Origin of the sequence: Paenibacillus sp. FSL R7-0216 (assembly GCF_037969915.1) — a bacterium.
Lineage (GTDB): Bacteria > Bacillota > Bacilli > Paenibacillales > Paenibacillaceae > Fontibacillus > Fontibacillus rhizolycopersici.
In genome coordinates, this window is the sequence record NZ_CP150222.1 from 347,994 (window position 1) to 374,708 (window position 26,715).

At 46.7% G+C, this 26,715-nt stretch carries 21 protein-coding genes; 10 read left to right on the forward strand and 11 right to left on the reverse strand.

What is annotated here, in order from left to right; genetic code table 11:
* The first annotated feature begins 99 nt into the window (after window positions 1–99).
* From MKZ15_RS01555 to MKZ15_RS01565, 3 genes are all read left to right on the forward strand, one after another.
* Window positions 100–3,084: a glycoside hydrolase family 38 C-terminal domain-containing protein gene (locus tag MKZ15_RS01555; protein WP_339819273.1), complete on the forward strand. Its 2,985-nt coding sequence runs from the start codon at window positions 100–102 to the stop codon at window positions 3,082–3,084.
* Window positions 3,081–3,749: an SGNH/GDSL hydrolase family protein gene (locus tag MKZ15_RS01560; protein ID WP_339819276.1), complete on the forward strand. Its 669-nt coding sequence runs from the start codon at window positions 3,081–3,083 to the stop codon at window positions 3,747–3,749. Before MKZ15_RS01555 ends, MKZ15_RS01560 begins: the two co-directional genes overlap by 4 nt.
* 108 nt (window positions 3,750–3,857) lie before the next feature.
* On the forward strand, window positions 3,858–5,492 hold the full coding sequence (locus MKZ15_RS01565; protein ID WP_339819277.1) for a hypothetical protein: 1,635 nt from the start codon (window positions 3,858–3,860) through the stop codon (window positions 5,490–5,492).
* Window positions 5,493–5,572: 80 nt separating this feature from the next.
* Here the strand turns inward: MKZ15_RS01565 and MKZ15_RS01570 are convergent, their stop codons facing one another.
* Window positions 5,573–7,819 carry a helix-turn-helix domain-containing protein gene (locus tag MKZ15_RS01570; RefSeq protein WP_339819278.1) on the reverse strand — a complete coding sequence of 749 codons (2,247 nt, stop codon included), beginning with the start codon at window positions 7,817–7,819 and terminating at the stop codon, window positions 5,573–5,575.
* A gap of 244 nt (window positions 7,820–8,063) precedes the next feature.
* Here MKZ15_RS01570 and MKZ15_RS01575 point away from each other — a divergent pair, with 244 nt between their 5' ends.
* From MKZ15_RS01575 to MKZ15_RS01590, 4 genes are all read left to right on the forward strand, one after another.
* Window positions 8,064–8,975 carry an ABC transporter permease subunit gene (locus MKZ15_RS01575; protein WP_339819280.1) on the forward strand — a complete coding sequence of 304 codons (912 nt, stop codon included), beginning with the start codon at window positions 8,064–8,066 and terminating at the stop codon, window positions 8,973–8,975.
* 50 nt (window positions 8,976–9,025) lie between these two features.
* On the forward strand, window positions 9,026–9,937 hold the full coding sequence (locus MKZ15_RS01580; RefSeq protein ID WP_339819282.1) for a carbohydrate ABC transporter permease: 912 nt from the start codon (window positions 9,026–9,028) through the stop codon (window positions 9,935–9,937).
* A 41-nt stretch (window positions 9,938–9,978) separates the two neighbouring features.
* Complete coding sequence (locus tag MKZ15_RS01585) at window positions 9,979–11,523, forward strand: extracellular solute-binding protein (protein WP_339819285.1); 1,545 nt, start codon at window positions 9,979–9,981, stop codon at window positions 11,521–11,523.
* 112 nt (window positions 11,524–11,635) lie between these two features.
* Window positions 11,636–14,371, forward strand: a complete 2,736-nt coding sequence (locus MKZ15_RS01590) for a family 78 glycoside hydrolase catalytic domain (protein ID WP_339819288.1) — start codon at window positions 11,636–11,638, stop codon at window positions 14,369–14,371.
* 18 nt (window positions 14,372–14,389) lie between these two features.
* Here the strand turns inward: MKZ15_RS01590 and MKZ15_RS01595 are convergent, their stop codons facing one another.
* A complete protein-coding gene (locus MKZ15_RS01595) occupies window positions 14,390–15,370 on the reverse strand; it encodes a GDSL-type esterase/lipase family protein (protein WP_339819291.1) in 981 nt (326 codons plus the stop codon).
* Window positions 15,371–15,411: 41 nt separating this feature from the next.
* Window positions 15,412–16,473 carry a GntR family transcriptional regulator gene (locus tag MKZ15_RS01600; protein WP_339819294.1) on the reverse strand — a complete coding sequence of 354 codons (1,062 nt, stop codon included), beginning with the start codon at window positions 16,471–16,473 and terminating at the stop codon, window positions 15,412–15,414.
* Window positions 16,474–16,750: 277 nt separating this feature from the next.
* Here MKZ15_RS01600 and MKZ15_RS01605 point away from each other — a divergent pair, with 277 nt between their 5' ends.
* The gene (locus MKZ15_RS01605; protein ID WP_339819297.1) at window positions 16,751–17,773 is read left to right on the forward strand and encodes an SGNH/GDSL hydrolase family protein; all 1,023 of its coding nucleotides are present in this window, start codon (window positions 16,751–16,753) and stop codon (window positions 17,771–17,773) included.
* A 308-nt stretch (window positions 17,774–18,081) separates the two neighbouring features.
* On the opposite strand, the gene MKZ15_RS01610 is transcribed toward MKZ15_RS01605, so the two are convergent.
* From MKZ15_RS01610 to MKZ15_RS01620, 3 genes are all read right to left on the reverse strand, one after another.
* Window positions 18,082–18,489 (reverse strand): type II toxin-antitoxin system death-on-curing family toxin, encoded by a 408-nt coding sequence (locus MKZ15_RS01610; RefSeq protein WP_339819301.1) that lies wholly within the window; start codon window positions 18,487–18,489, stop codon window positions 18,082–18,084.
* 1 nt (window position 18,490) lies between these two features.
* Window positions 18,491–18,757, reverse strand: coding sequence for an AbrB family transcriptional regulator (locus MKZ15_RS01615; RefSeq protein ID WP_339819303.1), 267 nt, complete (start codon window positions 18,755–18,757; stop codon window positions 18,491–18,493).
* Window positions 18,758–18,939: 182 nt separating this feature from the next.
* A complete protein-coding gene (locus MKZ15_RS01620) occupies window positions 18,940–20,238 on the reverse strand; it encodes an arsenic transporter (RefSeq protein WP_339819305.1) in 1,299 nt (432 codons plus the stop codon).
* Window positions 20,239–20,429: 191 nt separating this feature from the next.
* Between MKZ15_RS01620 and MKZ15_RS01625 the strand changes: the two genes are divergently transcribed.
* Together MKZ15_RS01625 and MKZ15_RS01630 are read left to right on the forward strand one after the other, a co-directional pair.
* Entirely contained in the window at window positions 20,430–20,948 is a 519-nt protein-coding gene (locus MKZ15_RS01625; RefSeq protein ID WP_155606881.1) for an SRPBCC domain-containing protein, read from the forward strand.
* 165 nt (window positions 20,949–21,113) lie between these two features.
* Window positions 21,114–22,097 (forward strand): VanZ family protein, encoded by a 984-nt coding sequence (locus MKZ15_RS01630; RefSeq protein ID WP_339819308.1) that lies wholly within the window; start codon window positions 21,114–21,116, stop codon window positions 22,095–22,097.
* Window positions 22,098–22,269: 172 nt separating this feature from the next.
* On the opposite strand, the gene MKZ15_RS01635 is transcribed toward MKZ15_RS01630, so the two are convergent.
* The 5 genes from MKZ15_RS01635 to MKZ15_RS01655 form a co-directional block, all read right to left on the reverse strand.
* Window positions 22,270–22,950: an ABC transporter ATP-binding protein gene (locus MKZ15_RS01635; RefSeq protein WP_339819310.1), complete on the reverse strand. Its 681-nt coding sequence runs from the start codon at window positions 22,948–22,950 to the stop codon at window positions 22,270–22,272.
* Window positions 22,943–24,121: a hypothetical protein gene (locus MKZ15_RS01640; protein ID WP_339819311.1), complete on the reverse strand. Its 1,179-nt coding sequence runs from the start codon at window positions 24,119–24,121 to the stop codon at window positions 22,943–22,945. Before MKZ15_RS01640 ends, MKZ15_RS01635 begins: the two co-directional genes overlap by 8 nt.
* A 10-nt stretch (window positions 24,122–24,131) precedes the next feature.
* The gene (locus tag MKZ15_RS01645; RefSeq protein ID WP_339819313.1) at window positions 24,132–24,980 is read right to left on the reverse strand and encodes an ABC transporter permease; all 849 of its coding nucleotides are present in this window, start codon (window positions 24,978–24,980) and stop codon (window positions 24,132–24,134) included.
* Window positions 24,981–25,122: 142 nt separating this feature from the next.
* On the reverse strand, window positions 25,123–25,845 hold the full coding sequence (locus tag MKZ15_RS01650) for a VanZ family protein (RefSeq protein WP_339819315.1): 723 nt from the start codon (window positions 25,843–25,845) through the stop codon (window positions 25,123–25,125).
* A 102-nt stretch (window positions 25,846–25,947) separates the two neighbouring features.
* A complete protein-coding gene (locus MKZ15_RS01655) occupies window positions 25,948–26,487 on the reverse strand; it encodes a hypothetical protein (protein ID WP_339819317.1) in 540 nt (179 codons plus the stop codon).
* Window positions 26,488–26,715 lie beyond the last annotated feature (228 nt).

Genomic DNA, 26,715 nt, shown 5'->3' on the forward strand with positions numbered 1-26,715 from the left:
ATCTTACTACAGAAACCATAGGATGTGAGAAGAAACATGAGTGACAAGAAAGAGATTTTATTTCATGTTGAAAAGCTTTTGAATAAAAAGGATCAATTTGTGATTACGAAAGTTTCGCCCCTCGATTTTTCTGGTTTTACGACGATGCAGCAGTTGTTTATTCATGAGATGGATGGCCAACCGTTCCGGGAGATCACCCCGGGCCAACGTTGGGGAGACAAATGGGAATACGGCTGGTTCCGAGGAACCGCCGTTGTTCCCAAGGAAGCGGAAGGTAAACGGCTTGTAGCTATGCTTGATTTTGGTTCCGAAGCGACCGTGTACATTAACGGAATCGTAAGCGGTGCCAAGGACCTTAACCATTATTACGTAACTTTGACACGTTCGGCGAAAGCGGGGGAGCGCTTCGATATTGTTGCTGAAGCCTATGCTGGCCATTCGGATACGCAGCCTATGTTCGGAGAGTCGCAACTCTGTATTTTTGAAGAGGAAGTGTATCAATTTTTTATCGATTTGGAGTGCTTATATGATCTGCGCAATCATCTCGATGCTAAATCCCTTCGCGTGGCGGAAATCGACCGTTGTCTAACCCGGGTGTTTGCCACGATCGATCTCACTTTACGTCAAGAATTGCTGGAAGAGAACGTTAAGCAGTGCCGGCGAATCATGGAGCCGCTCTTGGCCTGCGTGAACGGTTCAACGGCGCCTACGCTCTATCTTATGGGCCAATCGCACCTGGATGTCGCTTGGTTATGGCCGATTGAAGAGACGAAACGGAAGATTGCACGGACGATGTCCAACCAGCTGGCGCTGATCGACGAATATCCGGAATACCGGTACACCCAGAGTCAGCCGTATTTGTTCCAATTAGTCAAGACGTTATATCCGGAGTTGTATGCGCGTATCAAGCAAGCGGTCAAGGAAGGAAAGATCATTCCTGAAGGCTCCATGTGGGTTGAGCCCGACACCAATTTGCCTGGCGGGGAAAGCTTGATCCGCCAAGCCATGCACGGAAAGCGGTTCTTTAAGGAAGAGTTTGGCGTGGAGAATGAGATGTTGTGGCTGCCGGATGTGTTTGGTTATTCCGGGAACCTGCCGCAAATTATGAAGGGCTGCGGAATCAAGTATTTCGGCTCCGTGAAGTTGTTCGGCACCTATGATAATATCGCGGATCCGTTCCCGCATAACACATTCCTGTGGGAAGGGATCGACGGTTCGCAAGTCCTGACGCATTTACTTAACTACGGCGATTACTACCCGATTCGGATCAGGCCTTCCTTCTTAATCCAACAATGGAGTGACCGCGTCCAGCTTGAAGGGATCTCCACTCGGCTAACCCAGTTTGGTCACGGGGACGGAGGCGGCGGATCTAATCGAGACGATCTCGAGTTTCTGCGCAGGCTGGGTAATTTGGAGGGCGTTCCTAAGACGAAGCATGGATCGCCAATCGAATATTTTGAGGATCAGATCGAGCGAGGCCTTCCTGATGTCAAATACGTTGGCGAGCTCTATTATCCGGCACACCGCGGGACCTACACGACGCAAGCACTTATTAAGAAGCTGAATCGGAAGGCGGAAATCGGCTTCCGTGAAGTTGAATTGTGGGGGACTGCTGCGGAACTGCTTCAGAAACGAGCGTATCCTCAAAAGGATCTGGATCATTTGTGGAAGATTTTGCTGTTGCATCAATTCCATGATATTTTGCCGGGATCCTCTATTCATCGCGTCCATGAAGAGGCGCAGCTTACGCTGAAGGAACTAAATACGAATGTTTACGGATTAGCTTCTACAGCAAGAGAGGCGCTTACGAACGATGATGCTTCTCGAGTTACCGTCTTTAACTCGTTATCTTGGACGAGAAAGGACCTGGTTGTCTTGCCCGCGGGCGTTCAAGGAATATCGGACGAGAACGGAGCGGCTCTGCCGGTCCAATCGTACGAAGGTGCAAATTATGCGGAGGTAGAGGCTCCTTCCATGGGCTGGTCAACGTATCGCGTCGAAACGAAAGCGGCGGATGCCCCTGCGGTATCCACCGTTATCGCGACGGAATCGCATCTGGAGAACGAATGGATGGCGCTTGAACTCAACGAACGAGGCGAGATCACCAGTATTTTTGACAAAGAGACCGGAGGGGAATGGGCTGCCGATCACTGTAATGTCATGCGGATGTATCGAGATCAGAATTCGGATTTCGACGCATGGGAAATTGACCGGCGTTATCGCTTAGCCCCGATTGAGTTGAATGATCGCGCCAATGTATCCGTTACCGCGAACGGTCCGCTCTTTGCGAATATCCGGGTCGAACGCAAGATAAATCAATCGGCCCTGATCCAAGATATCCGGCTGCGCGCCGGTAGCCGCCGGGTGGAATTCCATACGACCGTGCATTGGCAAGAGAAGAATAAGCTGCTGAAAGTTGACTTCCCTGTTCACGTCCACACGAACGAGTCGCTGCAGGAAATTCAATTTGGTCACGTGAAGAGACCCAACCATGCTTCGCGCCCACATGATGCGGATCGCTATGAAGTGGTTCAGCATAAGTGGTCGGCGCTTGCCGAAGCGAACCGCGGCTTTGCCTTGTTGAATGACTGCAAATACGGAATTTCCGTCGACGATAACCTCATGAGTTTAACGTTGCTTCGGGCCCCGACTTGGCCAGATGAGACGTCCGATCAGGGAGTACATCAATTTACTTACGGATTCACCTTCTGGAAGGGGGCGTTCCTCGATAGTCCCGTCGTAAGGGAAGCCTACGAGTTGAATTATCCGGTTAGCCTTGTGACTGGCGGAAGTCGGGAGACGCAGTCGTTGCTTGCCCTAGATCAGTCCAATGTGATCGCAGAAACGGTTAAACTTGCCGAAGACGGATCGGGCGACTGGATCTTGCGCCTTTATGAGAGTAAGGGAGCTTCGGTGACGTGCAAGCTTCATGTGGGCCTGTCCTTCGCCGCAGTTTATGAGGCGGATATGCTTGAGGAGAAGAAGGCCGAAGTGCTGTATGCGGAGCGGGATGTGGTACTGCCCTTCCGTCCGTTCGAAGTGAAGACGATTCGGCTCCAACGGAACGGGGGGAATGAAGCATGAAGCTGAGGAACGGACAACGTCTGGTGATGATCGGCGACTCGATCACGGATTGCGAGCGCAAATATCCGTATGGTGAAGGTCTGTTCCAGGGCGTAGGCAAAGGGTATGTCGCGATCGTGGACGCGATGCTGCAGGCGGCTTATCCGGAGCTCTCCGTCCGCGTGACGAATATGGGCATCAGCGGGAACACGGTCCGGGACTTAAAAGAGAGATGGCACACGGATGTATTGGACCTGAACCCGGATTGGCTAACGGTCATGATTGGCATTAACGACGTATGGAGGCAATTCGACCAACCTGCGATACCAGAGTCGCATGTGAGTCTAGAAGAATATGAGCAGACCCTGGAAGAGCTGGTGCGATTGGCTCTTCCCGGCCTGCAAGGCCTCGTCATCATGTCGCCATTTTATCTGGAGCCAAATAGCGGCGATACGATGCGCAGCCGAATGGATGAATTTGGCCGTGCCGCCCATCGGGTCGCGGAGAGGGTAGGAGCACGGTTTATTGATATCCAGGCGGCTTTTGTTGACCACTTCAACTACATGCATCCTACCGCGTTGGCCTCCGACCGGGTGCATCCGAATATGACGGGACATCTTTTGATCGCGCGTGCTTTGTTGGACGCGATCCAATTCGACTGGACGCGTATGAAGGTTGGCATTTGAGAACCATGGTAAGGAGGTGATCCATCGGCTAAGGTGTGCGTGTTCGACATCACGATTTGAGTTCAGGATGGTTAATTTGTCATGATTTCATTTTGATAGGCCGGGAGGGTGAGAAGATTGAGAATCAGGCAGTGGAACAGAGCGGGGATATGGACATGCATGATGTTGATGGCCCTGATGACTCCAGGCGTTGCAACGGCAGCGCAAGCGGTGGAAGACACAATTGCACCGGATGTTAGTGTTGCTAAGAAAGCAGTCCATAAACCCTTTATGATCAAAGTGGTGGACGCTGAAACGGGGCGAGGGATTCCCTTGGTTGAACTAAGGACGACCAACAATATTCTTTACTACACGGACAGTGCCGGTGTTGTGGCTTTTGACGAGCCCGGCCTGATGGATCAGAATGTCTTCTTTCATCTGTCGAGCGACGGTTACGATTACCCCGTGGACATGTTTGGCTATCGCGGGCAAGCGGTGCAGATTACGCCCGGGGGCTCTATTACGATTGAGATGAACCGAACCAACATTGCCGAAAGGTTATACCGAATGACAGGCCAGGGCATCTACCGAGACAGCGTACTACTGGGTCAACATACGCCGATTCAGGAGCCGTTAGTAAACGGGTTGGTCATGGGGCAGGATTCCGTGCAGGTGATTAAGTATCAAGATAAGCTGTACTGGTTCTGGGGCGATACCGACAGACCGGCCTATCCGTTGGGGAACTTCCGTGTGACGGGAGCGACTTCCGATTTACCGCAAAACGGAGGGTTGGATCCGGATATTGGAGTGAATCTGAGTTATTTCACGAAAGAGGATGGGTTCGTGAAGAGCCTAGTGCCGCCATTGCCGGATGGTGCTGGCATCGCCTGGGTATTCGGCTTGATGACGGCCGAGGACCAGAACGGACAGGAACGCCTGCTTGCCGGTTACAGTACGCATAATCCGGAACCCACCGCTTATGGGATTCTGGCCTTTAACGATCAGACGAAGGAGTTCGAGCAGGTCGTCCAGTTCCCATCCATAGAGGATTGGCGCCATCCTGGCGGCCAGGCCACCTATTATGAGGAGAACGGTCAGGGCTATTGGTTGTTCACCGAACATCGAGTGCCTAATTTGCGCGTGGCTGCAAGCTACGAAGCCATCATCGACTACACCCAATACGAAGCATTTACTTGCCTGATGCCTGGAACGACGTACAATGGGGCGCAAACTTCGTTGGAACGTGACGGGAACGGCAACTTAGTCTGGGGATGGAAGAAGAACACCCCGCCGCTGAGCCAGAATCAAGAGAAGGAATTGATTCAACTCGGACTGATTCAAGCGGATGACCCGCATTATTATCAATTGACGGATGCCGATACCGGTGAATGGGTGGAAATCGCCTCAAGTTCTATTGAATGGAACGATTATCGGCAGCGTTACGTGATGATCGGGCAGCAGGTTCTGGGCAGCACGTCGGTGCTCGGGGAAATTTGGTATGCGGAAGCTCCTACGCCTCAGGGTCCCTGGGTCCACGCCAAGAAGATCATCACGCATGACAATTATACTTTCTATAATGTGGCACAGCACAAATACTTCAGCAAGGATGGGGGACGGGTGATTTACTTCGAGGGAACCTATACCAATACGTACACCGATCACATCCCAACTCCCCGTTATAACTATAATCAAGTCATGTATAAACTCGACTTGTCTAACCCAAAACTGGGGTTGGAACCTGTTCAAGGTACAGGCAGCCGTTAAGAGCAAGCCGCGAAGTAAATATCAATCTAAGGGCCATCTGAAAGGTGCTGAATTCCTTTCCGGATGGCCCTTCTCCTTGATTAGAGGGTGTCTCCATGGATTTCTCGATATTGCTTGGGAGTGAGATTCGTAAACTTCTTAAATGCGGAGAAGAAGTGACCTTTGGATAAGAATCCGCACTGGTCCGCAATCTCTAACACGGAGAGTTGGCTGGATACCAATTTCTCCTTCACTCGCTCGATTCTTGCCTGAAGGATATACTCGGACAATGACAGGTTGGCAATCTCCTTAAATACCAGCCGAATATAGCTTACGGAGAAGGAGAAATTGTCAGCAACCTGCTCAATCGATAATTGCGCATCCTGCAGGTGGCTATCGACGTATTCTTTGATTTCCTGGACGATCTCTTCCTTGCGGTTCGAGGATTTCGGGACTTCGGTTTCGGTCGCAAGCGTTGTGACCATATTCTCCAGCCAGGCTTGGAAATCGGATAGCGTGCTGTACCGCTCCAGAAGCTGATGGATATTGCTCATTCCATGTAAAGCGTTGGACTTATTGAAGCTCTTGAGCAAGTCGTAGGTAAAGTAAGTCAGGTTAAGCTTGCAATCGCGATAAGGAAGCTCATGGATGTGCTTCATCTGCTGGCGAAGCAGGGCAACGGCGGTATCCGGACGACCGCGGCGGATCGCCTTGATGATGTCGGCGGTCTCCAGCGCCTCGGATGCGGCGGGATAACCGGCCATAAATTCTTCATAATCGCTCTCCAGAAAGAGGGGCTTCTCCCCATCCAGAAATCGCAGCATCGTCAATTCGTAGATGTGATCATACACGTTTCGAAGGTTGGCCCCGAAGTCATAGGCATCGCTGACGGCGACCGTTGTATCGATCCCCAAAATACGCGCAATCTGATTGCGGATCTCTTGAAGGAGTCGTTGGAGTTGGAGCTCGCTTGAGACATGGCCGCCCATAATTAAGATGAGATGATCGCCGCCCATATCCAATCCTTCGACGGCATAGGATTCGGCGCCGATAATCTCTTCGCTAATATTGCGTATGGCATATTTGATTAATTTCCGGGAAGGAAAGTCGTAACGTTCACAAAAGACCGTATACGCTTCAATCCGCAGGACGGCCAGAAACAGATGCTTGCAGGACGTGAGTTGGGTTTGGGCTTGAATGTACTCATAGCTCTTGGTTCCTGGCGTTCCGTGCAGCACCCACTGCGCGAGAAATTCCGTTCGAACGAGCTCGGAGTGATTTCGCATGGAGGCATGCAGCTGATCCATATTGTTCAGCAGCATATCGATGCCGTCGTTAATCCACTGGATATCGGGTTTGGCGTCCGCTGAGATGTTGGTCAAAGCGACCCTTTTTCGCAGCTTTTCAGACATAAAGGTAAGGGAACGCAGGGAACGGCGTGAACTCCAGAAGAACAACGTAGAGACGATTCCAAGTAATAGTAACGTATACGCTACCAATTTTTGTTGAAACGAAGAGATATGACGAGTCAACGTATGGTATTCGGTCGAATAATAGACCGCCCAGTTTTCCGAGGTTAATCCGGCGGTATTGACGAACCATCTCTGATCCGGCAGTTGGACTTGGAACTCGTTGGTCGGATGCTCCTGCCCGGCTTGATGCAGCAGCTCATTTAACTCGGGATTGGGCGTGCCCAATAGCAGTTCTCCGTGCTCGTCGAGAATTCGAATGTCTTGCTCCGAGGTGACGGTTTCACCGATGAGCAGCTTATTCAATAGCGGTTGATCGATAAGAAGCACGAGATAGAAGTCAGAGCGCTTCTCGGGAGTTGCGGGTAGAACAAGGGCCAGATAGTCGGAGCTATCCAGCGAATGTTTGAAGAAGCGTAAATATTGGCGTTGGAGTAATTTGACCCGATCTAGCATGCGCTGGTCAGCAAAAGCGTCAAAACGGATAATTCCCGTTTTCGAATCGACAACAAGGCCTTGTTTCAAATTGATTAAATAGGATCGTTGGATGAGCGGTTCGGTCGACATGAAATTCGACTGAGCGACCTGGGCGGCGTGATTAATGAGCGGGTCTTGATCTGTGTTAAAGAACCAGTTCTGAATGTTCTGATCGGCGTACATGCTTAGCCCGTAAGCTTTCAGATTACCGAGAATCATTTCCGCCTTCGATGCGAGGTTGTTGACCTCGTTTTGCGAATTGCTGCGCACCTCTAGCATGGTGTATTTTGAGAATTCCGCCGACAGAAAATAGGTGAAGGGAATCATGGAACAGATCAAAACCGTGGTTAGCAATAGAAAGGTACGAAAGTAAGTCTTCTGTAGAAAAAGTTTGATCTTCATCTCATCCAGCACCCCGGGTACAATTGATAGACTGTGATTCCATCATATCCATAACTTGGCTTGCGTGTGAAGTCTTCATTTTAACAATGTGCAAACGAGGACGTTTGCGGGAGCGAGATGCTGCAGATGAGAACCTCCAATGACACTATGAGGACTATCCCGGAGGAGTCCTACCCTCCATAATAATCACTGTCAGGATATGGCCACATCAGACAGATCGGTTAGAAAGGAGGGGTACTAAAATTTGAGACTCATCAGAGACCTTGCCAAGAACCGGGGCTTGTACTCGATGGCGATCCCGGGGATTGTCTTTCTCGTTGTTTTCTCCTACATTCCTCTGGCAGGACATTTGCTTGCATTCAAGGACTTCCAAATCAGCAAGGGCCTATGGGGGAGCGAGTGGGTAGGTCTGGACAATTTCCGCTTCTTTTTTTCCAATCGAGACTGGCTTCAGGTTACGGTTAATACTGTCTATTTAAATACGTTGTTCATTGTGTTTGAAATGGTGTTTGCACTTCTCGTTGCACTTTTCTTAAATGAACTTCGTCTGAAATGGTTTAAACGTACGATCCAATCCGTTGTCTTCTTGCCTTATTTCATCTCATGGGTTGTCGTCGGTTATATGACATTTATTCTACTTAACAATACGGATGGCCTGATCAACCGTGTCTTGGACATGAGCGGACTTCAAGCCGTTGATTGGTATCAGACCCCATGGGTGTGGCCGATCATTCTTACCTTTACACGAATTTGGAAGAGTGCGGGTTACTACTCTATTATCCTGTTAGCGGCTATCACGGGGTTCTCAGCCGATTATTACGAGAGTGCCCGTCTTGACGGAGCCACGCGTTTGCAGCAGATGAGGTATATTACGCTCCCCTTGCTCAAGCCGCAAATCATCATTCTTGTGCTTCTGGGGGTTGGGCGGATATTCTATGGGGATTTCGGCATGATCTACGGGATTATAGGGGATAACGGGATCCTATTTCCGACAACCGACGTGATCGATACGTATTCTTATCGTGCGCTACGACAGCTTGGGAATTTTAGCATGTCGTCAGCGATCGTATTCTATCAGTCCATCATGGGGCTGATTGCCGTCGTCTCCTTTAATGCGCTGGTGCGGAAGGTGGACAAGGATTCCAGGTTGTTTTAAAAGTCTAGCGTCTTCATTCCGTGCAATTGAAAGGGAGGTGAACTTTACAAATGAATCGTCCGGTAGCTCTGAACCCGCTCGCACAAGTGCGACGGACAGGCGGCATCTCTGACAAAGTGACAGTGTGGCTATTCGGGTTGTTTCTGGTTCTATTTGCGCTGGCTTGCTTGTTCCCGTTCTGGCTGATGGTCATCAATTCGTTCGCCACCACCCGGAGCTTGGCTCTCCACGGATATGCCATATGGCCTGATGACTTCACAATAGAATCCTATCGGTTTCTCCTTCAAGGGAAGCAAATGTTTGTAAGTTATGGGGTCACGATTGCAGTAACCGCCATTGGCACAGCCATCGGGCTTGGGGTCACGGCTTTATTTGCTTACGTGTTAGCGCATCGTAAGAACCGATATGGCGGTTTTCTCTCCTTCATGACGTATGTGCCGATGGTTTTCGGTTCGGGGCTGGTTGGTTTCTATCTCTTGGTCGTCCAGTGGCTGCATCTAAAGGATACGCTTTGGGCGCTCATCCTCCCTTATGTCATGAATCCGTTCTTTGCGTTTATTTTAGTTTCGTTCTACCGTTCGTTACCCTATGAATTGAATGAATCGGCTAATATGGATGGGGCTGGAGAGTGGACGATCTTCTTCAAAATCATCCGGCCGATCTCCACGCCGGTGATTGCGACGATCAGCTTATTCTACGCCTTGCAATATTGGAACGATTGGTGGCTTTCGCTTCTGTTTATCGATAACAGCGAGATGTACCCGCTTCAGCTGCTGCTTCGGCAACTTATGTCGCAGATGCAGCTCTCCTCGATGAATCACAGCAATGTGCTGACGCTGCCCCCGGCAGAGGGGGTCAAGCTGGCTACCGTTTGTCTAACGATTGGACCGATTATTTTTATGTATCCGATGGTCCAGAAATATTTTGTTAAAGGCCTGACCTTGGGCTCGATCAAAGGGTGAAATTTCCAATCGATAATATCATGTGGAAGGGAGTTACTTACATGGCCAAATCAAAACATAAGATTTTGGGAGTTGCGCTGCTGGCGCTGACGATCGCTTTATCCGGCTGCTCCGGCGCAGGCGGCAAGGACGCCTCGACTGCCAACAACTCCGGGGGAACCGGAGCTTCCTCTCTAGAACCGGTTACCTTGGAAATCGTCGTTCCGGGAGGGAAGGGGGCGAACTTCGACGAGGTTCTGGCCGAAGTAAATAAGCGCTTGAAAGCCGAGATGAATACGCAGGTTAAGATTACTATGGTCGACTTTGCGGATCTAAATCAGAAAACCAACGTTATGTTGGCTTCAGGCGAGAGCGTAGATTTAATCTTTGATGCGCCTTGGCTGCATTTGGACACGATGGCAGCCCAGGGATATTACGAAGAGTTAAGTGAACTATTGGAGAAATACGGCCCTAATGTACTGAAGACGAGACCGCAGCAAATGTGGGATGCGAACAAAATTAATGGCAGCATCTATGGCGTACCCCTGGGGAATGCTTACACCCAGCAAAGATCGGTTTTTATTCGCAAAGACTTGAGAGAGCAGCTAAACTTACCTCCGGTGAAGACGTATGAGGAGCTGAAAGCGTATCTTTATGCCATCCGAGATCATTATCCCGGGATTACGCCGCTTATCGCCGGGGCAGATGACGTCACTTATACGTGGGTGAACTGGCTGATCCGGGATGACACCAGTGTGAGTATCCGCCCGACGAACTTTGCGGGAGCCAGCTTGATGTTGTACTACAAGGGAAATGACGGGAAGGCCTACAATTTCTTTGAAACCAAGGAGCCTAAAATTTGGTCAAATATCCTGGATGTCCGCAAGTTATTCGTGGATAAAGTCATGTCGCAGGACGTTCTAACGAACAAAACCAGTTCGGCCGAAATGCAGCTGCAGAACAAGGTGGCGGCTACGCCGCAAATGGCCTTTGGTATTCCCAAACCGTTTAATGACCAATTAAAACAGGTTGTGCCTGATGGTGAACTGGAAGCCGTTCGTCTTTTTGATATCACGCCAGGAAAAAATCTGTCGAATTTCAAAATGGATAACTTTATTTGTATCGTGAAGACCAGCAAACATAAGGATCGCGCGATGATGTTCTTGGATTGGGCGAACCGTCAGGAAAATTATGATCTGTTGGAGCGGGGCATTGAAGGTGTCAACTGGAAATCGGTTGGGGATCATCAATACGAAACACTGAACAACGATGGCGGCATCGTATCATTCCAACTCATGCTGAATCCTGTGCTGGAGCGGGAATGGGCGGGGACGGATGAAGAAACGGCGAAGTATAGTCAATTTATTGCGCAGGCCGACAACTTCACAAAGGATATCATGACCGGCTTCTCTTTCGATCCAACTCCGGTGAAGAACGAAGTGGCGCAATTCGCAACGATCCAAGCCAAATATTATAGCGGATTATTTAACGGTGCGTTGGATCCGGATGAGTACTTTGTTAAGTTCAAAGCGGAAGGTGAAACGGTCCTGAAGAAAATCCAGACCGAACTGCAGAAGCAGGTTGATGACTTCTTGGCGAAAAAATAGGGAAAGCGGCTCGCGCTTTCCTATAGGTTGAATAGAGTATGAGGGCTGCCTTTTGGCGGCCCTATTGCCTAATTGATGTGGAATCTTACTGATTTGGAAAGGGAGTGGCGTCATGGATAAAGTGGATCGCCTGCGGTGTGAGTACACGAACAATCCGCTTGGTGTGCAAACCAAGTCACCCCGCTTTAGTTGGGAGCTCCACGCTTCTAAACGAAACCGCAGACAGGTGGCGTATCAAATCATCGTGTCCGCAGAGGAAAGAAATATGCTTGCGGGAGTCGGTGATTTGTGGGATTCCGGCAAAGTTGAATCTGCGGATACCTATCACGTTTCTTATGCAGGCAAGCCGCTGGTCAGCGGACAACGTTGTTACTGGACCGTCCGATGCTGGGATCAAAATGGAGGACAATACGAGTCGGAAGCGGTAGCTTTTTTTGACATGGGGATCCTTAGCCCGGATGAATGGACGGCTCTGTGGATCGGGGCTGACGAGGCGATCGCGGCTCCGTTATTTAGAAGGACTTTTTCGATTGAAAAGAAGGTCAAACACGCGGTTCTAGATATTTCCGGCCTTGGCTATTTTGAGCTGTATTTGAATGCCAATCCGATAGGGGACCATGTCCTAGTACCGAATTGGACGGATTATGATGATCGGCAGATCGAAGGCTTGTTGTATCCGTTTGAGGATCAAACTTCCAAAAGCGTTCACTATATTCAGCATTCCGTACCCGGCCATCTTCAGCACGGAGAGAATACGATTGCCGTCATGTTGGGGAACGGGTTCTACAATCAGGCGGAGAGAACCGTTGAAGGAAACATGAGGTATGGTGCCCCCAAGTTGATTTTGCAGCTGGTCATCACGTATGAGGATGGTACAGTGGACTGCATTCGGAGTGACGACCATTGGAAATGCAACCCCGGGCCGATTGTGTTCAATAACGTGTTCTACGGAGAGATCTATGATGCTCGGCTTGAACAGCCTGGATGGACGGGGAATCACTTTGATGATACATCCTGGGGCCCTGCCCGTTTGGTTCATCCGCCGGCCGGGCGGTTGACGGCTCAATTATCTCCTCCGGATAAAAAAATCGGCACGATCACCCCCATCTCGCGTGTCGAGGTCAGGCCGAATGTATATGTATTTGATTTGGGTCAAAATTTCTCGGGTTGGGTACGCCTTCGCATGCAAGGGAACTCCAGACAGCGGATTACGATGAGATTTGCTGAAAATTGCGGGGCTGACGGGGCGCTTGATTTTGGAAGCTGCGGAGGAGAAGGTCAAATACAAGCCGATACCTACATCATGAATGGACGGGGAACAGAGCAATACGAGCCCCGATTCGTTTGGCATGGCTTTCGTTACGTAGAGATATCCGGATATCCCGGAGTACCGGATGTAAAGGATCTGGAAGGTGTCATCGTGCATGCGGCTGTCGAGCCCATCGGTCAATTCGCCTGCTCTGAACCGTTGCTGAATCAGATCCAAGAAGCTTATCGTTGGGCGCAGCTGTCCAATTTGCACGGCGGTGTGCCTAGCGATTGTCCGCATCGCGAACGGCTTGGATACACGGGAGATGGCCATGTCACGGCCCAGGCAGCGATCTACAATTTTGAGATGTCCACCTTTTATGCCAAGTGGATTCGTGATATTGGCGATGCGCAGAATAAAAAGACAGGTTTTGTCCCGCACACGGCCCCGTTTAATGGAGGCGGAGGGGGAGTCGCCTGGGGATCCGCCTATGTGATCATGCCGTGGCTCATGTACCGTACCTATGGGGACCGGCGACTGTTGATCGAACACTATGAAGGCATGAAGAGTTGGATGGATTATTTGGGTACGCGTCATCGGGGCAGCTATCTCGTGGAATTCGAAGAACCGGGCAGTTGGTTTCTGGGGGACTGGTGCGTCCCCGGAGAGAACCAGCTACCGCCTGGACTGGTGAGCACCTTCTATTATGCTTATACGGCAGGCTTGATGTCCGAGGTGGCCGGGGTTCTCGGTTATGAAGAGGATCGCAAACGGTATGCGGAGCTGCATTGCCTTGTGTGCGAATCGTTTAACGAAGCCTTTTTTAATTCGGAAACAGCCAGTTATTCCATCGGGCGCCAAGGCGCGGATGTATTTCCGTTCGTTCTGGGCTGCGTCCCCGACACCTATGCCGATCAAGTGTGGCAGCGGGTCTTGCGGCATTATCGGGATGATCTGCACGGGCATCTGGACACGGGCATATTCGGCACTTCCTTCTTGTTCGATTTGTTCAGCGAACAGGGGGAGACGGACTTGGCTTTGGAAATGGTGTTGTCCAAAGAATTTCCCGGTTATGGCTATATGCTCGACAATGGCGCTACGACGTTGTGGGAATCCTGGGATGGCCACGATTCCCATAATCACCCGATGTTCGGCAGCGTTAGCGCCTGGTTCTACAAGCATGTGGCCGGCATCGCTCCGCATCCCGAAGCCGTTGCTTTTGGGCGGGCGGTGTTCAGGCCGTTTCGTGCAAGGAGACTGCGCCACGCGTCCGCTACGACACATACGATTCGCGGGCCATATACCGTTCGTTGGTCCAAGGTAAACCGCGTAAGCTGGGAATGCCAGATTCAGATCCCCCCGAATTGCCGTGCCGAAGTGTATTTTCCATTACAAAGCGAGGATTTGCCGTTATCTTCGATTTTCGAGCAAGGGTACAATCAGATCCTCTGGCCGCGTTATGAAGGGGAGTGCCTGCCTGATTCTCTCCAATTGAGGGAGGATCGACATGATCTGGTTGTTGAACTTGGTTCGGGGAGTTACGAGTTTATAGTGAATATTAGGTCATCTTCACAAAAAGAGACAGCCTCCTCCTCATGAGGGTGGCTGTCTCTTTTTTTAAAAACAAAGCTGACGGATCGTGCCTGCTAACTGTTCGGCCATCTGCCGATGTTTCTTGATGGAAGGATGTCCGCAGCCTCCCATGCCGTCTTCCGGCCGTTGGATCAGCGGGAATTCCACGAAGTGCACAGGCTTGTCGCTTTCTTTGTTGAGTTCTTCTACCAGGGTCTGCAAATGGGGACTTGGGCCAAGATGCATTGGGCCGATGGCGCAGAACAATTGGGCCGAGGGATACCTGCTGCGAATGAAGTCTACCAGTTTACGATATTGTGCCAGGTAATCCGAGGGTTCGATGGGGGCGGACCAATCGTTGGTTCCGAGATTAATAACGATGAATTCTGGGTGAAACGGATCCATGGACTTTTGGTCGAGATAAGGGCAGATGGTTTCCATAAAATAATCCGACATGCGACTTTTTTTGGAGCCGCCAAAGTTCTGATAGCAGCCCGTACCAGATGCCCCGACGATCAAAGTCTCGGCATTCAAAAACTGGCCGGTCAACGAGCTGTAGGCGAGAGCGATATTCTCGCGTGAAGCATCGCAATCGCAAGGAATCTGCGCCTCGTTGCCAAAGCCGCAAGTGATCGAATCGCCGATGATCAGCAGGCGGCGGGGGAGAGGGGACGGCGGGCTCAGAAAGATTCCATTTTCTGTGGTTAGGTTGGTGAATTTGAGGGTGCCAAATGCCGCTTCCGTTCGCTTCTGCAGCGTTAAAGTATGCGGGGCGTCCTCCAGGTCGTCGGCCAGCTGGTATACCCGGTTATCCGGATCGATTCTCATCACCCGTACGGGGAGATCGTCGATATAGACGTTTACCCAGCTTTTACCCTCTCCGTTAACATCCTCAATTTCGGCAGTGACTTCTCGCCCGTGGAAACGCACGGTAATCGCACTGCCAGGGAGGAAGCAGGATATTCCGTCCTGCTCTTGATGGAATAGTCCGTGTCTGAGACTAAAGGTCAAAAAGTCGAATCTCATTAAAGGGTCCTTCCTTTCGTGGGGTTTGTGATTTGATAAGGCTATGCATATGGATTCTCGCAGGTGGATTCCCGGATGACCAAAGAAACCCCCGACAATATTTTCGTGTTGTTTCCATGGGTATTGCCTTGGATAACCTGGTGCAGCAGGTTTGCGGCGTTTCTGCCGATTTCTTCGAAATCTTGCCGGATGGTCGATAATCCGATCGACAAATTGTCGGAATGGTCCCAATCGTCGAATCCCATAATGGAAACATTTTGCGGGATGTTGATGCCGCGACTAGACAATTGCCCGATTATTTCAATGGCCAGCTTGTCATTGGAACAAAACAAAGCGGTAACCTCACGTTTCCTAATGCTGTCAGTCAATTGGTCATAATCAATGTCGGTTAACAAATTGTCGTCGGTGACCGGAAGACCGGCCTGACGCATGGCGCTGCAATAACCGGCGAATCGTTCTTGTTCGGATTGTAGGAAGAAATGATAGCTGGTAAATTTGACTTTCGTGTGTTTTAGGCGGAGGAGCTCCCGAGTAGCGAGGATGGCCCCGTCAAAATTGTTGCAGCCGGAAAAATAACTGGGATGATCCACATTGTACCGGTCTACCAATAGGTAAGGAATGTTGTTTCGTTCGATGAATTGGTAGTTGTCCTGACTTTGGACCGGATCAAACGGATAGATCAAAAACCCGTCGACTTTCCGGTCCAGCATCTTCTGGATGGATGCCTGTTCCACAGCGAGATTCTCGTTACTCCATTCCACAATTAAGGAATAGTTGAATTCAGCTGCCGCTTGTTGAGCCCCTTTAATGATTTTCATATACGAAACATCGTAATTATCCTCTGCCGATAAGATAAATGCGATCAAACGGCTGGATGGATCTGCGGCCTGAGTTTGGGTTACGAAAGAGCCTTTCCGTTTAATTCTGATGATGGCGCCTTCGTTCGCCAGTTCGGTCATGGCTTTGCGTATCGTAATGCCACTTACTTGAAACTGCTTCATTAGATCTTCCTCGCTGGGCAATTTATCGCCAGGCCGAAGTTTGCCGGATTGAATCTGATGGAGTAGCGCTCGTTTTACGGTGTCATATTTCGGTTCGTTCACCTTAATACCCCTCGATTTCAGTCTCTCGTTCTTTATACTTGATTATAGTATATTGTCTTATAAAAGTATACTTTATTATTAGGCGAGAAATTTATTCCGCATCCCTTTAAGTATTATACATAAAGACTTAGCGGGCGCATATCTTATATGTTATTGACTGAATAGGGGTCGATTGATAATATGAAAAGAGAATATATTAATAAATAAAGTATACTTTATTTAAACTGATATATGCTCGGTTTGGTGACAATACTCGAAGTTGAAGGGAGGAGCAGCAATGGAGTTTCATTTTTCGCAACATGCTAGATTCATGGGGAGGTTTGACCTGACTGAGGAGGAACTTCCAAGATGCGGGTGGGTGAACTCAGCCGTTTTTCTTGCTTTTCGGGGAACTGCAATTACCATGACGGCGGAGGATTCCGACGGGAAGGATTATGTTGAAATCGTACTGGACGGCGTAGCCCGGAATTGGATTAATTTGAAGAAGGGAGTCCATGAGTACGTCATTGAACAGGGATTGCCTGATGGAGAACATACGTTAGAGATCCATAAACGCACGGGGATTCTAACGGGAGGGATTACGTTCCATCGCTTTTCGTTGCCTGAGGGCGGAAGCTTCCTTACCCCGCCTGCGGCAAAGTCGCTCCGGCTTGAATACTATGGCGATTCAATCACGGACGGGGCCGGGATTGGCCATCCCCATGAGCTCGCCGAAGCGCCACATCTGGACGACGGATACATGTCCTATGTCGGGATCAGCGCCAGGATGCTAAACGCGGAATATCATACGCTGGCGATCTGCGGAATTGGCGTTTGGCAGGATGCGGTAGGGAACCAGCAAGGGTTGCCGGAGCATTTTTACGGGACACTTGGGAAAGGGACGACGCCTTGGGATTTCAAATGCTATATTCCGGATGGGGTGGTCATTAACTTGGGCCAAAATGATTATTCAACGCCGATCGTTGATGAAGAGTATATCGCAGCTTATATCGAATTCGTTCGGACCATTCTGGAGAAATATCAAGATCCTTATGTATTTTGCTGTGTCGGAACCATGAATAACAATTATCTCCCCAGTGTCCAAAAGGTGGTATCCCATTTCAACCAAAACGGAAATCAGAAAGTGTTCCTGGTTGATCTAGGCTTAATCCATCCAGAGGTTGAAGGATGGGGCGGACGATACCATCCCGGCTATCAAACGCATTATCGCATGGGCTCGGAGCTTGCTTCTTTTATTTCTGCCAAGACCGGATGGGAACTACTTAAGCGGCCAACGATCGCCACGGAATGCGTGTTTTGAATTTGAAATCAATAAGACGCCTAGGAAAGATCGAAGGAACGTGATGAATCAGGTGAATGATTTTTCGCGTTCCTTTGGTTCGAGTTGAATTGTATGCTGGGTCTAGGCATCGAAATCACAGACCTTTCTTGCAAAAAGGACGAAATCTTCGAGGTGGTTCTCAAGAAGGTTCAATCGCTCACCCTCTCCGGTAATTCTCCATAATTTCTTTGCACTAGCTAGAAGAGTAAGAGATAGAAGAGACAGAAGAGAGAGAAGGGGGAGCCCGCGGATCCTTGTAAATTCACTGTTTTCACACTATAAGGGGACTATTTATCTGTTTGTGTGTTAGAGCAATGTTGTTGAATCACTTGAGCTAATTCCTGAAACTCATAATGATGGTTTACCATGTTGACGGTTAAATCTTCAGCCGCCTTTTGGTCCATGATAAAGTCAAAACCGTTCAGTTTTAAGAAGATAACCAGAGCGGTAAATGCGGTTCTTTTGTTTGCGTTATGGAAAGGATGATTTTGCCCAAGGGATTGAAATAAAGCTGCGGATTTGTCAAATAGTGTAGGATAGGCTTCCTTACTAAAAGCGGAGGATTGAGGGCGAAATACCGCTGACTCCAATAGGCCCCTATCTTTAATTCCAACATGTTCCTCTGGACTATACTTTTGGATCACAGCAACATTTATGGCTACAACCTCTTGAACCGTTAGGTATCGAATGGGCATACTATCGATCCTTCAGGCCTTTTAATGTTTCATCGTACTCTTCCATCACATTGGAGAGGGTTTCGAGAAACTCGGGGCTGATCCCTGCAGGTAGAGTTACCTTGTTGGCCTTACGTATAATAATTTCTCCATCTGCTTCATTTACATCGATTTTCACAGCATCACCTATATCTAGTCCGATTTGCTTCAGAGCTTCGGTCATGGTAATTCCGAGACTATTTCCAAACTTCGTTACTTTACGTTCCATTTCATGCATCACCTTACCCATAGATATACCTCCTTATTATACTATTCAATTGTTATAACAATTATACATTATGGTTTATTACTTGTAACCTAAAATAAACCTTATCCGAAGCCGCATTGGCATTGAGGATATCACCGCAAAATGGAAGTATCAAGGGAGTAAATTGATATTCGTGGAATAAGAAAAGGGGGCAATTGCCCCTCTTAAAACACCCTCAAAACCACCCACAACCCCAACAACGTCGCGAACAAAATCGGGATCGTCAGCACGATGCCGACCTTGAAGTATGTCCCCCAAGAGATACGGACGCCCTTCTTAGCGAGGACGTGGAGCCAGACAAGGGTGGCGAGCGAGCCGATCGGCGTGATCTTCGGGCCGAGGTCGGCGCCGATGACGTTGGCGTAGATCAGCGATTCGCGGACCGTACCCGAGGTGGCGGTTTCGGCGATGCCAAGTACGCCGGTCATGACGGCCGGCAGGTTGTTCATGATCGACGACAAGAACGCCGAGATGTAACCCATGGCCATCGTGGACACGAACAGGCCTTGATCCGCCGCCGCTTGGATGAGATCCGCCAAGACCTCGGTCAGCCCGGCATTGCCGAGGCCATACACAACGACGTACATCCCGATCGAGAAAACGACGATGTTCCATGGCGCGCCTTTCATGACGGCCTTCGTGTCGACCGCTTGGCTCCGACGGGCAATCGCCCAGAAGATCAGGGCCACTGCATCGGCAAGCAAGGACACCGGGAGATGGAGGAACTCGCTCACCAGGTATCCGACCAGCAGGATCCCCATCACTACCCAGGACAAGCGGAATAAGCGCGGGTCTTTGATGGCCTCGGCCGGTGCTTTGAGCTTGGACGGGTCATAGGCACGAGGGATGCTTTTGCGAAAATAGAGCAGCAACACGGTAATCGTCGCCGCCAGCGAGAACAGATTCGGTATAATCATCCGGGCGGCATACTGCGCGAAACCAATCCCGAAATAGTCCGCCGATACGATGTTCACCAGGTTGCTGACGACGAGAGGCAGTGAGGTGGTATCCGCGATAAATCCGCTGGCTATAATGAAAGGAAAGATCATTTTCTCCTCAAAATTCAAATGGCGGACCATCGCGAGCACGATCGGTGTGAGGATCAAGGCCGCCCCATCGTTAGCAAAAAACGCCGAGACAACCGCCCCCAGCAAGCTAACGTAAACGAACATGCGAATGCCGCTGCTCCGAGCAGCCCGGGCCATATGCAGCGCCGCCCATTCGAACAAGCCGATCTCGTCCAAGATCAGCGAAATGATAATGATTGCGATAAACGTCAAGGTGGCGTTCCACGTGATCTGCACGACTTCCCCTACGTCGTCTAATCCGACGACGCCGGCTAGCAGGGCCAGCACTGCGCCACCGCAGGCGGACCACCCAATATTCAGCCCCTTTGGCTGCCAAATCACAAAGGTTAAGGTAATCACAAAAATGAGCGATGCTGCTAAGATGTCAAATTCCATCGGTTTCTCTTCTTCCCCCAAACTCTCTCTATCTTTCCGGGCTCTGTATTAAGCCTAAGCCGTTAATCATTGTCTCACTGCTTTCTTTATTTGTACATCAATTTTAAATATTCCTTTACAGGAATATTCCGTATAGTGTATATTGTTCTCATAAAACCTAAATCTCTAATCCCAATGAGGAGGATTTGTCGATGTCGAATCAAACGATGGTTCACCGCGTGGAAAATGAAACGGTACTGGTACTGGAACGGGTGTTTAACGCGCCGAAAGAGCTGGTGTTCTCCATGTTTAAAGAAGCGGAGCATCTGAAACACTGGTGGGGACCAAGGGGATTTGAGGTTACGGTATGCACCGTCGATTTCCAGCCTGGCGGGATCTGGCATTACTGCATGAAATGCATGGACCCGCAAATGGGGGATTTTTACGGAACGGAATCCTGGGGCAAAGCCGTATACAAGGAAATTGACGAACCAGACGGGTTCGTTTATACCGATTACTTCTCGGATGCCGAGGGGAACGTCAACGCTTCGTTGCCAGCCACCGTCATTACAATGGAGTTCATTGATCTGGGCGGCGGCCAAACGAAGCTAGTCAGCCGGGGGGAATACGTTTCTTCGGAATCGCTCAAAACCGTTATGGATATGGGCATGCTGCAAGGCATTACCGAAACGTGGGATCGCCTGGAAGAGCGCCTGAGCGAAGTGAAATAAGCAAGAATCAAGAACAGCTGTCGGCTTGAAGTGCCGGCGGCTGTTTTCTTTTTGCCTAAGAAGCCTAAAGGCGCTAACTAATGGATCCATCCAAACGTAATTCCGATAGTACGAACCTTGTGAAAGGTGGCCTCAAAAAAGAACCAAGGAAGGTGGATCTACAGGATGGATTCAAAGTTCGATCGAGGACGGAGCATCAACCTCAGCCAAGCCAGAACAAGCCGTTGGTTGCAGGCGCTCTTTTACTTATTATTTAGCGCATATGGTTTATTCACGCTTCAGGTGATTTTGTTTAAGACGGTTCCTTTTGCGGCGATTTTCTACCATGCGGGAGAGCGGTCGATAAGAAGCATCAATTGGATTCCTTTTTATACGATCGCAGAGTTCTTCACGAGCCCCAATATGGGTATGGGAAGAGCATTGCTTAATGTAGGGGGGAATATCGCGTTGTTCGTCCCTTTGGGGATCTTGGCGGCCCATGCAGGGAAAGGAAGGTCTATTCGTCTGCAATCGCTCTGGCTGCTGGTTACCTCGCTCCTGCTTGAGATCATTCAATATGTCCTGGCTTTGGGCAGCAGCGATATCGACGATATTCTATTGAATACTTTGGGTGGGGTGATCGGGATCGGGATCTATCGTTGGTTCCGAAAAAAAACCTCTTCGACGAATCGCCTCCTGACGGTCTTGATTGTCCTCTTTATGCTGGTTGGCTTAGCCGGAGTCGCTTCCGCCAGAATGCTGGGTTATGACAGCCTTTTGCCATTCTCCAATACAAGGGTTGGTTTTGTCGACGAGAATAAAGAGGTGATGGCAGGTTGGGATGAAGCTCGGGCCGATGTGTTTGGGAGTTTGACCGCTGTGGGAACACAAGAAGTGACGGTGCAGATGAACCTGAAACTAAGGGGAACTTCGGCTCCAGAAGAAGCGGAGGGCGAGGAGGGTCGGTTCCCAATCACAGACGCAACGAAATTCTTCGTCAGCCACATCCGTTCCCATCAACATACCGTGATCAGCAACTATCAAAAGGCATCCAGATCCGAAGTCGTTTCTTTGTTGGAAACGAGGGAGATGGCTCCCCCAGTGAAAGTCTGGCTATCCGATGAGGATCGGCAAGTGGCCGAAGCGGTGTTGGTTAGCGTGGTTGAGTAAAGAGATGCAACGGATAGGTTGGCGGGCTCCTTTGTTTTCTGAATTAAATCTTGTAAGGTAATGAAAGTGCCCTGATCAGCGGCTTCACCGCCCTCCAAGCTTTACCCTCGTCTTCAAAAAGATCATGAGCACGACCATAGGCCAATATCACCTTACTTCTTCCTGAATATTTTTATTTTATCTTTCCATCTTGTATAACGACTACTCTGTTACACATGTCTGCTACGTAACTATTATGAGTTGCGATAATAAAAGTGATCCCGTTCTCTTTATTAAGTTTTTTGAATAACTCCATACTGGCGATAGTATTTTTGGAATCCAATGCCCCTGTTGGTTCATCTGCAATAACTAATTCCGGGTTATTTATGATGGCTCTTGCAATCGCTACACGTTGTTTTTCGCCACCGGATAAGAGTCTTGTCTTTTTTGTGGCAAAATTAGGTAAACCTACTTTGTTCAATGTATTTACAATCATTTTATTGAATTGATCAATTTGAATAGCCTGATTAAATAGTAAAGGCAGTTTAAGGTTGTTATAGACTGACATGTCTTCGATTAATCCAAAATTCTGTAGTACATAACCGATATGCTTATTTTTTATTTCCGCTATTTCTTTTTTTGATATGGATTTGAAGTCTCTTCCTTGGAAATGATAGCTACCCGAGTAATTTTTGATATTTCCCCCAATGATGTTCATCAAGGTAGTTTTACCTGACCCGGATGCGCCAACAATTGCAATCATCTCACCAGTAGTTATAGAAAGAGTAACGTTATTGAGTGCTAGTTCATTTCCGCTATACTCTTTTGTTATTTTATTCAATACAATAATGTCATTTGTTTTATTGTTATTCACATATGATCTCCTTATCTAATGACTTATCATCATAATTAACTTTCTTAAAAAAATATGAATTAAACGAAGTAATCAAGGTTACTGTAACAAAACATAACGCAAGAATTAACAAACAGTGCAACCAAAAATATCGGATACCGTAACCCGAGCATATCAAAAACCAGACGATTTCTTGAAGTATTACTGGAACTAGGAAGAATGCTAAATTCATAATATACATTGATTGGAAATAAAATTTCACGTCGATGCCGCAATTCTTTAAAATGAATAGTTCGCTTTTTCTATTATGAAATTCTAGGTAAAAGAAACTTGATATCGAAACAACGATAAGTGGGAAAATGACAATTAAAAGAGTGAGGTATATATATAAATCCTTATATGTTAATCCTTTTAGCATAAGGATGTTCTCTTCAAGATTATTAATATTTTTTAAACCCATATCTTCTAAAAATGAAGTAAACACACCTTCAGAATAAGGACGAGTATTCTCGAACATGATGGAAACCGAACCATCGAATTCACTATAGAAAAGCTTAGAAATTTCGCCTATACGATCAAATACTAAGATTGTACTATCCCCTCGGTAAATATTGGGATTCCCATAGGTGTGTTCCAAAATATAGTTGTCATTTCGAACTCCTATGATTTTAATTTTAATAGATTGCAGGCTCATCAGATTTTTATTTATCGTAATGTTATAAGCTTTTCCTAATTCGTATTTATTGCTTAATTTTTTCGGAACTATAGTTGGGTAAATTTTCTCACTATCATCAATATCTTGAAAATAGTCACCTTTTGAGATCAAATATTTATATTGTTTGATTTCATTCCGTGATAAAAAATCTACGGTAATTTGTTGATTACCTTGCAATTGATCTGTAAACGCCAGCTTTTTCGAGGGGCTGATCATTTCAATTCCATAAGGTAATTTCTTCTGCAAAACAGCTAATTTTTTAGATAGATTATTCATGTCGCTAATAGTCATCTCGGCAAGATATAGGTGACTTGCACCGGCTCTTTCCAATGTTTGTTTAATGAGTTTGATTTCTCCGACATTATTAAAAACCAGATGAAATATGAAACAAAAAACGACTAGCTCCAAAGAAAGATATAAGTACTTGTATTTGCTGGGGGAGGCATATATTTTAATAAATTCAAAAATTCTGCTCATATTCTCCTCTTTAATAGACAGCCGTAATTTGCTTAATATATGAACCTATTGGACCAGCTAAATAAGATCCGAGAATTACTGAAATAATTGTTAACACAACCAATATCACAATGAAATTAAAAGCAATATATTTGTCCTCATAACCAAGAACTCTGTATATTTTCATTACGTTCTTATTCCGAAAATGGATGATCCGAAGCAAATTAATTATATTAAGTGAACTGAACACGATAACTATAAATGCAGAAATAACACTCCCGGACGTATTTTTTAAGATACTGTCTTTCATCCAAGAAGAGGAGGTGGTAATTTGATAGTCAGTGTCATAATTCAGATGATTTTTGGCTGATCTGACAACTGCACGAATCTCTTTTTTATTTAATCGTTCCTCCATCAATATAAAGGCTTCATTGACGCGAAAGTTATTTTCATTGCCTTTTGAGAGTTTCAGCACAGTATTATAAGGGATTATGGGACCGCTTATTTTATCTTCATTATGAATACCAATAAATCTGAAATCATAATCTGCAAATTGAACAATATCACCTAATTTATAATTACTATAATATTTTGAGTAATCTTTCTGACTTAGTATGATTACATTTAGCCCATATAGTAGCTCGCTATTACTAAAATTTCGACCTAGAATGATTGTATTGTTGGTATGGGGATAGAGGTTGGTATGTTGATGATCAAAAGCAACATCAAAATGGCGAATGACGCTATTTTTTGCAGATAGATTCAGGTGAGTTATTTTTTCGATTCGTTTGTTTATGAATTCCTTAAAAATAGAATCAAAGGATTCAACAGAATTAGCACCCGCGAGTCTAATTTCGTAAGTCCTCACAGCAACATTCATTTTTCCATACTCTAAAAACTTCGATACGATATCTCCGGATATGATAAATACAAAAGAAAAGGTCAGAATTAAAGTACACAAGATGATTACGTTAATTTTTGCGTCATTGATAAATTGTCTACTCAAAACCTCAAGGAAAGTTCTAATTCTCCGCATAGTCCTCACTTTTAGGCGCCTTTTCATGAATAAATACAAATCTAATCATTTTTTGAATGCTCTGTGTCCTGAATAAGAAATAACCAGTCATAAAACCGATGGAATTAAGTATAATGTCATCTACATCAAAGAATCCTGTTTGGGTTACTAATTGAATAACTTCAATCATTATGATGAAAAAAAGGAACATAAATATTTTTCTTTTTAAACCAATTATCTTTGAAGGGAAGAAAATACTTATAAATAAATCCAAAGGAACAAACATTAAAATGTTACCTACAATATTTCCTAACACAATCGACTTATTTATGTAGTCACCTACAAAAGCTAAAAAATAAAACGATATTGTTTTAAAAGGTATGAGATTAGAGTTTTCAACATAATATTCTATCAGAGAACTATATTTCCAATCTACACCAGATTTGAATAATAATCCACACATCATAGTGATGTAGATTAAAAAGTAAAGAAAAAAGCTAAATTTGAATGTTCTGATTCTCAGTGTATTATTGTTAACTGCTAATAATAGCAATGAGTTTGCAATTAGAACAAATACAAAATAAAGAATAGCAGCAAGTGATATATATTTAAAAATTGTCCCGGAAAAATTAGTTTTAAACAATGCATAAATGAGTAGTAGAAGAATTGCTAAACTTATGCCATAGAAAAAAAATGCTATGACTTTCTGGTAAATCATATTTTTTTTCATTTTATGCTATCCACACCTCCGGAAAAATTGTCGAAATAAAAGCATGGTATTATAGAAGACGATATCATCGCCTTCTATAATACCATTTTTTGATGTGTTTCTTTAATTATTTGTTACAGATCCATATCCGACCAAATATTGACCGTCTGGAATATAATCATTATTGATAATTTTTATCTTATAAGTACCGCCACTCGTAAGTCCTGAAATTGTTCCGGATTCTGTCCCGTCTATATCAAACTGCAAACTTTTTGTTGTTAACAATCGACTAAGTTGGACCGTATATTTATGACCTTCGTAACCACTCTCTACATTTCCAAATACATCCTCGACCCAGGCAGTAGAATCAATATCCACTGAAGAACTGTCAATTGTAAAACCATCTGATTCTACAGAGAAACGAATCTTAAATTCAAATTCTTTAGCTACAGAGTTTGCTGCGATTCCTTTTTTCGTGGGAGATGTTACCCATCTGAAATATTCGCCTGTCTCTTTATTCTCATAATTCTCACCATATGAAAGTTTAATAGATTTGTCGCTTTCATTGGCTGATACATTTGCGGAAGTACCCAAAACCATTACCAAACATAGTAACGTAGCAATGATAAATGATTTTTTAATGTTCTTGAGATTAAAAATCATGATAAAACTCCTCCTTAATTGGATTAATTAATGGACTTCTGCTCATCAAAAATCATCTTCGTTTAATCTTAGATGGAGTTATAAATCAATGTAGATTTTATCTGTCATTGCTTATAAACGCCATCTCCTTTCCTTGATAAGTATTTAATAGTAAATATTTACTAATTACAAGAGTCATATTATCGCGAAAATACCAAATTGTAAAATATTATAATATAAGTTAAACAT